Origin of the sequence: Hydrogenophaga sp. 70-12 (genome assembly GCF_001897365.1) — a bacterium.
Lineage (GTDB): Bacteria > Pseudomonadota > Gammaproteobacteria > Burkholderiales > Burkholderiaceae_C > Hydrogenophaga > Hydrogenophaga borbori.
The window spans coordinates 1-9,546 of sequence record NZ_MKSS01000248.1; the positions used below are offsets into that span (position 1 = coordinate 1).

Annotated in this window: 9 protein-coding genes and 1 pseudogene; 2 read left to right on the top strand and 8 right to left on the bottom strand. The window is 70.6% G+C overall.

Annotation, left to right across the window (positions count from 1 at the left end; all coding sequences use genetic code 11):
• From BGO22_RS13990 to BGO22_RS14010, 5 genes are all read right to left on the bottom strand, one after another.
• On the bottom strand, positions 1–163 hold a 163-nt coding region (locus BGO22_RS13990; RefSeq protein ID WP_286851374.1), incomplete at its 3' end, for a DNA-3-methyladenine glycosylase I.
• A gap of 9 nt (positions 164–172) precedes the next feature.
• Positions 173–460 carry a YciI family protein gene (locus tag BGO22_RS13995; RefSeq protein WP_204743764.1) on the bottom strand — a complete coding sequence of 96 codons (288 nt, stop codon included), beginning with the start codon at positions 458–460 and terminating at the stop codon, positions 173–175.
• Positions 461–479: 19 nt separating this feature from the next.
• On the bottom strand, positions 480–1,073 hold the full coding sequence (locus tag BGO22_RS14000) for a TetR/AcrR family transcriptional regulator (RefSeq protein WP_286851363.1): 594 nt from the start codon (positions 1,071–1,073) through the stop codon (positions 480–482).
• 96 nt (positions 1,074–1,169) lie between these two features.
• A complete protein-coding gene (locus tag BGO22_RS14005; protein ID WP_286851365.1) occupies positions 1,170–2,471 on the bottom strand; it encodes a TRAP transporter large permease in 1,302 nt (433 codons plus the stop codon).
• Positions 2,472–2,487: 16 nt separating this feature from the next.
• Positions 2,488–3,033, bottom strand: coding sequence for a TRAP transporter small permease subunit (locus BGO22_RS14010; RefSeq protein WP_286851367.1), 546 nt, complete (start codon positions 3,031–3,033; stop codon positions 2,488–2,490).
• A gap of 115 nt (positions 3,034–3,148) precedes the next feature.
• Here BGO22_RS14010 and BGO22_RS14015 point away from each other — a divergent pair, with 115 nt between their 5' ends.
• Positions 3,149–4,102 (top strand): LysR family transcriptional regulator, encoded by a 954-nt coding sequence (locus BGO22_RS14015; RefSeq protein ID WP_070399653.1) that lies wholly within the window; start codon positions 3,149–3,151, stop codon positions 4,100–4,102.
• Positions 4,103–4,131: 29 nt separating this feature from the next.
• On the opposite strand, the gene BGO22_RS14020 is transcribed toward BGO22_RS14015, so the two are convergent.
• Positions 4,132–5,190: a TRAP transporter substrate-binding protein gene (locus BGO22_RS14020; RefSeq protein ID WP_286851368.1), complete on the bottom strand. Its 1,059-nt coding sequence runs from the start codon at positions 5,188–5,190 to the stop codon at positions 4,132–4,134.
• 50 nt (positions 5,191–5,240) lie between these two features.
• Entirely contained in the window at positions 5,241–6,464 is a 1,224-nt protein-coding gene (locus tag BGO22_RS14025) for an aromatic ring-hydroxylating dioxygenase subunit alpha (protein WP_286851370.1), read from the bottom strand.
• 182 nt (positions 6,465–6,646) lie between these two features.
• Here BGO22_RS14025 and BGO22_RS14030 point away from each other — a divergent pair, with 182 nt between their 5' ends.
• Positions 6,647–9,403 carry a cation-transporting P-type ATPase gene (locus BGO22_RS14030; protein ID WP_502686466.1) on the top strand — a complete coding sequence of 919 codons (2,757 nt, stop codon included), beginning with the start codon at positions 6,647–6,649 and terminating at the stop codon, positions 9,401–9,403.
• On the opposite strand, the pseudogene BGO22_RS14035 reads toward BGO22_RS14030, so the two are convergent.
• A pseudogene (locus BGO22_RS14035) lies at positions 9,378–9,546 on the bottom strand (nicotinate phosphoribosyltransferase); the annotation flags it as partial. The gene BGO22_RS14030 and the pseudogene BGO22_RS14035 overlap by 26 nt on opposite strands.

Sequence of the window (9,546 nt, forward strand, 5' to 3'; positions counted from 1 at the left end):
TCAGGCCCGACTGGAACGCCTCCAGGCTGAGCTTCTCGAACAGGCGCTGGTCGTCGCCGACCGGAAAGCCCCATTCGGTGTCGTGGTAGGGCAGGAACTCGGGCGTGGTGGCGCACCAGCGGCAGCGGGGTTGCCCGTCGGGGCCGTCGAGGGTCTGGCTCATGATCGGGAATCAGTGCTGGAGAAAGGACAGGCGTTCGTCGACACGCGATGGCTCGATCACGAGGATCTCGGCCTGCACCACAGCCTCCGCCACGAAGGGGTCCAGGGCAATCCTCTCGCGCAGTGCGTCAATCGGCTCGCGGTGCGCCAGAACCGCCCCTCCTTGCGCGCCGCCCAGACTGCCCGCGAAGACAAACACGCCATCGTCGAAGCCGCGTTGCAGCCAGGCCTTGTGACCGGCCATGTGCTGGGGCGCGCGATCGCGATGGGTGCCGAAGCGCAAAAGGACGAGATGCATATGGGGCCTCCAAAAGGATTCAGGCGTTCGCGCGGCGTCGCGCGCGGCTGGGAAAGGTGGGCGCGCACGAGCGCACCCACTCGCTCATGAGCTCGACTTCCTGTCGGACGTAGGCCGGGTCGCCAAAGGCGTTGGCCAGGGCAGCCACCCCTTGGGTGCGGCCCAGCAGGTGCAAGGCGAAACGGGCCGAGTGATCGCCACAGCCCAGGCGCTCGAACTGCTCGCGCAGCCATTCGGCGAACAGCGCCATGACGCCGCCGGCGCGGCCCTGGGCTGCGTGGTCCAGCTTGGCGAGTTCCTGGCAGAGGCTGCCGACCGGGCAGCCGTGGCGCATGATCTTGTCCTGGTTGCGCAGCAGGATCTCGACAAACAGCCGGATGCGCTCGGCCGGGTCGTCGACCTGGGCGCCCCAGTCGTCCAGCATCTGCCGCGTGCGAACCAGGCGCAGGTCAATCACCGCGTCAAGAATCTCATCCTTGGTCTTGAAGTGGTAGTAGAAGTTGCCGCGGGAGATGCCCACGGCATCCGCGATGTGACTGAAGGATGTGGGCGCGTAACCGTGCTCGTAGAACAGCCGGTCGGCGGTGTCGATGATCTGGTCGCGGATGGTCACTGACGCCTTGCATGGTTCCTAGGACATTTGTCCCAGACAATGCCACGCAGCATAGGACGCTTGTCCTACTGCGTCAAGCCATCGCTTTCATGGCAATCAACGCAGGGCCGTGGGCAGCCAGGTCGCGATCAACGGGAAGGCCACCAGCAGGCCCAGTCGCAGGAAGTCGGCCAGCAGGAAGGGCAGCACGCCCACGTACATGCGGCGCAGGGGCACGTTGCGCACCAGGCCGTGCATCACCATCACGTTCAGGCCGATGGGTGGGCAGAACAGGCCGATCATGATGACGGTGACGTTGACGATGCCCCACCACAGCGGGTCGTAGCCCCAGGACACAATCAGCGGCAGCACGAAGGGCAGCGTGATCAGCATGGTGGCCACCTCGTCGAAGAAGGCGCCGAGAACGATGTAGACCACGAGGATCATGGCGATCACGCCCCAGGGTGGCAGGCTGGTGGCATTGACCGCCGCCATGAACAGATCGGCCACGCCGCTGACGGTGACGAAGTAGTTGAACGCCGAGGCGCCGATCACCATCACGTAGATCATGCCGGTGACGCTGGCCGTCTCGCCGATGAGCTTGAACACCTCGGCGCGCTGCCAGCCGCGACGCAACAGGTAGGCGGAGAAAGACAGCACCGCGCCCACCGAGGCCGCCTCCAGCGCGGTGAAGACGCCGGCATAGATGCCGCCGATGACCAGGCTGGCGAGCGCGATGACAAAGAGCGACTGGCGCACGGCGACCAGGCGCTCGGCCCAGCTCAGGCGCGGGCCGGCGGGCATGGCGTCGCGGCGGAGCAGGCCGTAGAGGATCACCGCCACGCCGTAGAACACCACGGCCATGAGCGCGGGCAACAGGGCGGCGATGTAGAGGTCGATGACGAAGGTCTCGGCCAGCACCGAGTACACCACCAGGATGATGGAGGGCGGCACCAGGATGCCCAGCGTGCCGCCCACCGCGATGGTGCCGGCCGCGAAATGCGGCGGGTAGCCGCGCGCCAGCATTTCGGGATAGGCCACGCGGTGCATGGTGCCGACGGTGGCCAGCGACGAGCCGCACAGCGCGCCGAAGCCCGCGCAGCCACCCAGGGTGGCCAGGGCCAGGCCGCCGCGCCGGTGGCCCACAAAGGCGTCGGCCAGGCGGTAGAGGTCGGTGGACAGGCCGGCCGCGCTGGCGAAGTTGCCCATCAGCAGGAAGATGGGGATCAGCGCGAGATCGGCGCTGGCAAAGGACGACGCGACCTCGCCGCCGAACATCGAGAGCGCGGGCTGCACGCCCACGATCGCGGCGAAGCCCGCGGCGCCCGAGACCATCATGGCCACGCCGATGGGCACCTGCAGCAGGATGAGCGCGAACAGGCCGACAAAGCCGAACAGGATGATGGTGGTGGAGGACATGGTGTGCGGCCCGGGCTCAGAGCATGTTGGCGGGCTCGGCGGATTCGGCGGGCGCGGCGGTCTCGGGTGGCACCGCACCGAGCGCGACCCTGGCGAAGCGCAGCAGGTTGAGCGCTTCGAGCAGGGCGTTGAAGCTCATGGCCAGCGCCACGAAGGTCCAGAACGGCGCGACCCGCACGCCGCGCAGTTGCGACAGGGTCTGGTGCGTGGCGTCCATCTCGGCCGCGTGGGCCCAGAGCTGCCAGGCCAGCACGCACCACACCGCCAGCTTGAGCAGTGCGGCCAGGCCCTCCAGCGCGGCGTAGGGGCGGGGCGCGAGCCGCTCCTCGAACGGTTTGATCGTGATGTGCCGCATCTGCGCGGTGGCCGCGGGCACGCAGCAGGCGGCGGCCAGGATGTAGATCAGGCCGGAGACGTCGCTGAGCCGGTCGATTGGCGTGGCGAACAGGGTGCGGCCCAGCACGTCGAGCACGGTGGCGATGGCGTTGAGGAAGAGCAGGCACAGGCCGGCGGCCGCCAGCCAGTAGGCGAAGCGGCGCAGCGCGGCGTCGATGGCGTTCATGGGGTGTCTCCTGTTCTGTGGTTGGGCGATGGCAGGGTCATGCCCTATGCCCTTCGATGGGTGTCCCGGTCCAGAATCGCCGCTCCCTCACGACGGTCCACACGACAGCGCCCGCATGAGCAAGCCCCCCCGCATCGACCTGCGCGCCCTCGACATCGGCATGCTGCGCACCTTCGACGCGCTGATGCGCGAGCGCAGCGTGTCGCGCGCGGCGGCGCGCCTGTTCCTGAGCCAGCCGGCGGTGAGCGGCTCGCTGGCCAAGCTGCGCCGCACCTTTGGCGACCCGCTGTTCAAGCGCACGCCCCACGGCGTGTCGCCCACGCCGCTGGCGCTGTCCATGGCCGACGCGGTGGCCGACCTGCTGCTGCGCATGGGCCGCCTGCTGGAGAACGGCCACAGTTTCGACCCGACGGGTTCCGACCGCATCTTCCGCATTGCCGGCAGCGACTACAGCAGCCGCCTGATCCTGGCGCCGCTGATGGCGCGGCTGCACGCCACGAACGCGAGCGTGCGCATCGCCTGGGAGCCGCCGCAGTTCCACACGCTGTTCGAGCGCATCCGCCGCGGCGACGTGGACCTGGGTTGCGCGCCCGAGCCGAGCATGCGCTCGGGCCTGAACTCGGCCGTGCTGTTCGAGGAGCATTTCGTGCTCGTCACGCGCAAGGGGCACCCCGGGTTCACGGGCAGCGAAGACCCGCTGGAAGCGTTCTGCCAATGGCCACATGTGTTTTTCGGCTTCCGTTACCCCAACATCGAGAGCGTGCTCGAGGACAGCGTGGCGCGGCATGGGCGCCACTGCCTGGTGCGCCTGTCCATGCCCAGCTTCGATCAGGCGGCCGACGTGATCTCGCGCAGCGACATGATTTCGGTGTTCCCCGCGCGGCTGGCCCGCCTGTTCGGCGATCGGCTGCAGACCCTGCCGCTGCCGGTGCACCTGGAGGGCTACCGCTCCTGCCTGTACTGGGACCGGGGCACCGAGGAGGACCCGGGCCTGCGCTGGCTGCGCGAGGAGATCCGGCAGGTGGCGCACGCCGCCGCCGCCGAAGCCGCCGCCCCCATGGCGGCCTGAGCCGGCGCCGGGCGCGCGCCCGGCGGCCATCACTTCATGCCCAGTTCGCCGCGCACCTGCGCGCGGGTCTTGGTGAAGGCCTGCCAGAGGCGCTCGTTGGCGGCGTCGCGCTGGCGCCAGTCCTGCACCACGGTGCCCATGGCCTTGTCCCAACGCGCGCGCTCCTCGGGCGGCAGGGTGATCACCTGGCGCTTCTTGTCGTCCACCGTCTCCTTGTGCTTGGCGTCGGTGTACTCGTCGAACAGCTTGCCGGCCATGCGCACGAAGGGCTCGCCGCTGAAGCGGTCGATGGCGGCGCGGGCCTTGGGCGAGAGGCTGTCGTACTTGGCGCGGTTGAGCGCGAACATGATGGTGGACGCGCCCATGGGGATGTTCACGTGGTGCGCGGTGGCGTCGGCGATGCGGAAGGAGTGCAGGGCCAGCCAGTCCTTGGGCGTGCCGTCGACCACGCCGCGGCTGATGGCCTCGGCTGCCTCGCGCACGGACACCGTGCCCACCGGCGTCGCACCCAGGGCGCGGATCAGCTCCTGCTGCTCGGCGCCGCTGGCCTGCAGGCGCAGGCCGCGCAGGTCCTCCACCTTCTTCACCGGGCCTTTGGTGTGCAGCACGTTGGGCGGGTTCACCAGCAGGCCGATGATGTAGAAGGACTTGTCGTCGTAGCCGCGCATCAGGCCCTGCTCGTGCAGTTTCCAGAAGGTGAGCGAGCCCTCGGCCGCGCTCTCGCTCACGGGCAGGCCGAAGAGGTTGTCGTCGGGAAAACGCCCCGGCGTGGTGGACGGAATGACGAAGGCGATGTCGGCGATGCCGTCGGTGACGAGCTTGAGCTGCGCGCCGGGGTTGCGGCCCGCCGCACCCAGGGTGCCGCCCGGCAGGATCTGGATCTTCACCTCGCCGCCCGAGGCCTCCTCGACCGACTTGGCCCAGCGGCCCATGACGCCATCGTCCTTGGTGAACAGGCCGCCTGGGGGCAGGAAGGTGGCGTAGCGCAAGGTGACCGGCCCCTGCGCGTGGGCGGCGCTCGCGCCGATGAGGCCGGCGCAGGCGGTGGCCGCCGCGAGCACGGCCCCCATGAGTTGGCGTCGTTGCATGGCTTGTCTCCTGTCGTGTCGTGTCTTGTGGTGGGACGGGAACGCGGGGATCACCTGGCCGGCTCGGTCGGTTCGGCGGGTTCGACATACTGGCCCGCTTCGAGCCGGACGTAGGCCGAGGCCTCGTCGAAGTGCACGCCGACGGGGTCGTCGCCGCGCTCGACCGCTTCGACCTGGCGCGCGAGCAGCCGGCGCAGCATGACGATGCCGCGGTCGGTGGTGGCCAGGTGCTCCTCGCCGTGCAGCGTGATGGGGCCCTGGCCGACCTGGGCCTCCCAGTCGTTGGGGAAGTCGCGGCGCTGCTCGGGCGTCATCTGGTCCCAGCGCGGGCGGGTCGCGGCGTCGGGCGCGCGCGGCAGGATCTCGCCCTTCTTCGTCACGCGCGCGGCGGTGTAGATGCGGTAGTGCGTGTCGTCGATGGGCACGGTCCAGCCGATGGACTCGACCTTGCCGTACTTGCCCACGTAAGGGTTGGGCACCACGCGCAGCGTGGGCAGCACCACCTCGGTGGTGCGCTTCATCACCTGGCCACCGTCGAGCTGGCGCGTGCTGAACACCTTGACGCCGCGCTCGGTGAGGTCGAACTTCACCTGCGGCATGAGGTTCATGGTGGGCGTGAACTGCGTGCCGCTGAAGTTGCCGTGCAGGATGGGCACATGGAACGGATCGATCACGTTCTCGTAGTGCTGCAACCAGTTGCAGGGCGCGATCGCGCCACCGCCGCTGCCGATGCTGGTGTCGTCCACGTCGATGAACTCTCCGGGGTCGAGCTCCTCCAGCGCGTCGTAGCGCGGCAGCACGGGCTTGCGGTCGGGCGGCCCCAGGTAGGCAAAGATGAGGCCGTAGCGCTCCTGCACGGGGTACCAGGGCTGGCGCACCTTGCCGCGGTGTGCGGCGCCGCCCTCGGGTTCGCAGGGCTGCTCCAGGCAGCGGCCCTCGGCGTCGAACAGCCAGCCGTGGTAGCAGCAGCGGATGCCTTCTTCCTCCACGCGGCCGTAGTAGAGCGTGGTGCCCCGGTGGCAGCAGCGGTTGTGCAGCAGGCCGGGGCGGCCTTTCTTGTCGCGGTAGAGCACCAGGTCCTCGCCGAGGATGCGCACCTCGCGCGGCGTGTCGGTGGCGTGCGAGCACAGCCCCACGGGGTGCCAGTAGCGGCGCAGCAGCTCGCCCATCGGCGTGCCGCGGCCCACCTCGGTGAGCCGGCCATCGTGGGACACGCGCTTGCGCTGGTAGCCGGTGCCCTCGTCCAGCGGCACGGCCCGGATGGGGATGCTCATGTCTTGTCTCCGCCTTGTGTATCGGTTGGCGACGGAGACTAGAAGCCCCCCCGGCCGGGGACAAGTCGGAAATACGGATACGTGATATGGCCGCGACCAATAACGCAATGGCGGCGCGGCGGCGCAAAGACTGTGCGCGGCGCTCGCCTTTGGGGATGCGGCGGCGCGCTCGCCGCGCGAACATGCCGGCAGGAGGACCTGCGGTGGCAACGAAGGATTGGCGAGATGGAACGGCCCCGGCGGACGCGGCGCCCGCCTGGCACGCCAGCACGCCCGAGGCGGCGCTGGCGCGGCTGTCGGCCCGGCGCGAGGGCCTGTCCGCGCGCGAGGCCGCCGAACGCCTGGCGCGCCACGGCCCCAACCGGCTGGAGGGCGCGCGCCGGCGCGGCCCCTGGGCACGCCTGCTGGCGCAGTTCCACAACGTGCTGCTGTACGTCATGCTGGGCGCGGCCGCGATCACCGCCTTCCTGGGCCATTGGGTGGACACGGGCGTGCTGCTGGCCGCCGTGCTGATCAACGCCTTCATCGGCTTTGTCCAGGAAGGCAAGGCCGAGACTGCCCTGGAGGCGATACGCGCCATGCTCTCGCCACGGGCGGTGGTGCTGCGCGACGGCCTGCGGCAAGAGATCGACGCGGCCGAGCTGGTGCCCGGCGACGTGGTGCTCCTGGCCTCGGGCGACCGCGTGCCGGCCGACCTGCGCTTGATCCAGGTCAAGGGACTGCGTTGCGACGAATCCACGCTCACGGGCGAATCGCTGCCGGCAGCGAAGGACACCGGCGCCGTGGCGGCCGACGCGGCGCTGGGCGACCGCCGGGGCATGGCCTATGCCGGCACCCTGGTGGGCTACGGCCAGGCCAGCGGCCTGGTGGTGGCCACCGGCCGCGACACCGAGATCGGCCGCATCGACCAGCTGCTCGCCGGCGTGGCCACGGGCGCCACACCGCTGCTGCGCCAGATCGACCGCTTCGGGCGCGCGCTCGCCCTGGCCATCCTGGCGCTGGCGCTGCTCACCTTCGCCGTCGGCGTGTGGCTGCGCGGCCACCCGGCGACCGACATGTTCATGATGATCGTGGCCCTGGTGGCCTCGGCGATCCCCGAAGGCCTGCCCGCCATCATGACCATCACGCTCGCGCTCGGCGTGCAGCGCATGGCGCGCCGCCAGGCCATCGTGCGCCACCTGCCGGCGGTGGAGGCGCTGGGCTCGGTCACCGTCATCTGCTCGGACAAGACCGGCACCCTCACGCGCAACGAAATGACGGTGCAGCGGGTGGTGTGCGCGGGACTGGACGTGCGCGTGAGCGGCGCCGGCTACGCGCCCGAGGGCGAGTTCCGCGTGGGCGAACGCACGATCGACGCCGATCACCACCCCGCGCTGGCGCTGGCGCTGCGCGCGGGCGTGCTGTGCAACGACGCGCGCATGGCCGGCGAGGCCGGGCAGTGGACGGTGGTGGGCGATCCCACCGAAGGCGCCCTGCTGGTGCTGGGCCACAAGGCCGGCCTGCTGCACGGGCACACCCAGGCCGCCTGGCCGCGCGCCGACGCCATTCCCTTCGAGTCGCAGCACCGCTTCATGGCCACCGCACACCACGACGACGAAGGCCAGCCGTGGATCTTCGTGAAGGGCGCGCCCGAGAAGATGCTCGAGATCAGCGCGCGCGAGTGGGGCCCCGAGGGCGAACGGGCGATCGACGTCGACACCTGGCGGCGCATGGCCACCGACATGGCCGCGCGCGGCCTGCGCCTGCTCGGGCTGGCCTGCAAGCGCGCGGCCCCGGCGGGCGCGGGCCTGGCCTTCGAGGACGTGGCCGCGGGCTACACCCTGCTCGCGCTGGTGGGCATCGCCGACCCGCCGCGCGAGGAGGCGGTGCGCGCCGTGGCCGACTGCCACGCGGCGGGCATCCGCGTGAAGATGATCACCGGCGACCACGGCGAGACCGCGCGCGCGATCGGCGCGCAGCTCGCCATCGGCGCGGGCAAGCCGGCCATCACGGGCGCGGAGATCGAGCTGATGGACGACGAGGCCCTGCAGCGCGTGGCGCTGGACGTGGACGTGTTCGCGCGCGCCAGCCCCGAGCACAAGCTGCGGCTGGTGAACGCCTTGCAGCGCCACGGCCAGGTGGTGGCCATGACCGGCGACGGCGTGAACGACGCGCCCGCGCTCAAGCGCGCCGACGTCGGCGTGGCCATGGGCCGCAAGGGAACGGAAGCCGCCAAGGAAGCCGCCGACGTGGTGCTGGCCGACGACAACTTCGCCACCATCGCCGCCGCGGTGCGCGAGGGCCGCGCGGTGTACGACAACATCCGCAAGTTCATCCTGTTCATGCTGCCCACCAACGGCGGCGAGGCGCTGGTGGTGATCGCCGCCATCCTGTTCGGCCTCACGCTGCCCATGACGCCCGCGCAGGTGCTGTGGATCAACATGGTCACGTCCAGCACGCTCGGTCTGGCCCTGGCCTTCGAGCCGGGCGAGGGCGACCTCATGCGCCGCCCGCCGCGCGCGCCGGGCGAGCCGCTGCTCTCGCGCTTCTTCGCCTGGCGCGTGCTCATGGTGTCCGTGCTCATGATGGCGGCGGCGCTCGGCCTGTTCCTGTGGGAGCTGGAGCGCGGCACGGCGCTGGAGACCGCGCGCACGATGGCGGTCAGCACCATCGTGATGGCCGAGATGTTCTACCTGCTCAACAGCCGCTTCGTGCTGGCGCCCGCGCTGGGCCGCGCCGGCCTGGGGGGCAACCCCGTGGTGGCCTGGGCGCTGGGCGCCTGCCTGCTGCTGCAGATGGCCTTCGTCTACCTGCCGCCGCTGCAGGCGGTGTTCGGCACCACGGCCCTGGGCGCGCGCGAGTGGGTTGGGGTGGGCGCGGCCGGGCTGGGGGTGTTCGTCGTCGCCGAACTGGAGAAGGCGGCGGCGCGCGCCCTCATTCGCCAGGGTGCGCCGGGCTGAGGGCCGGCGCACCGGCCGGCACCTGGAACACCTGGCGCAGGTAGGCCAGAAAGGTGGCGTCGTCGCACAGGGCCTTGCCCGGCGTGTCCGAGATCTTGGCCACCGGCTGGCCATTGGCCGAGCGCAGCTTCATCACGATGCTC

Excerpts from the sequence above, each read along its gene's own strand:
- BGO22_RS14010 (WP_286851367.1), bottom strand. The coding sequence starts at position 3,033 with ATGAACGCCATCGACGCCGCGCTGCGCCGCTTCGCCTACTGGCTGGCG.
- BGO22_RS14020 (WP_286851368.1), bottom strand. The coding sequence starts at position 5,190 with ATGCAACGACGCCAACTCATGGGGGCCGTGCTCGCGGCGGCCACCGCC.
- BGO22_RS14015 (WP_070399653.1), top strand. The coding sequence starts at position 3,149 with ATGAGCAAGCCCCCCCGCATCGACCTGCGCGCCCTCGACATCGGCATG.
- BGO22_RS14030 (WP_502686466.1), top strand. The coding sequence starts at position 6,647 with ATGCCGGCAGGAGGACCTGCGGTGGCAACGAAGGATTGGCGAGATGGA.
- BGO22_RS14025 (WP_286851370.1), bottom strand. The coding sequence starts at position 6,464 with ATGAGCATCCCCATCCGGGCCGTGCCGCTGGACGAGGGCACCGGCTAC.
- BGO22_RS14005 (WP_286851365.1), bottom strand. The coding sequence starts at position 2,471 with ATGTCCTCCACCACCATCATCCTGTTCGGCTTTGTCGGCCTGTTCGCG.
- BGO22_RS13995 (WP_204743764.1), bottom strand. The coding sequence starts at position 460 with ATGCATCTCGTCCTTTTGCGCTTCGGCACCCATCGCGATCGCGCGCCC.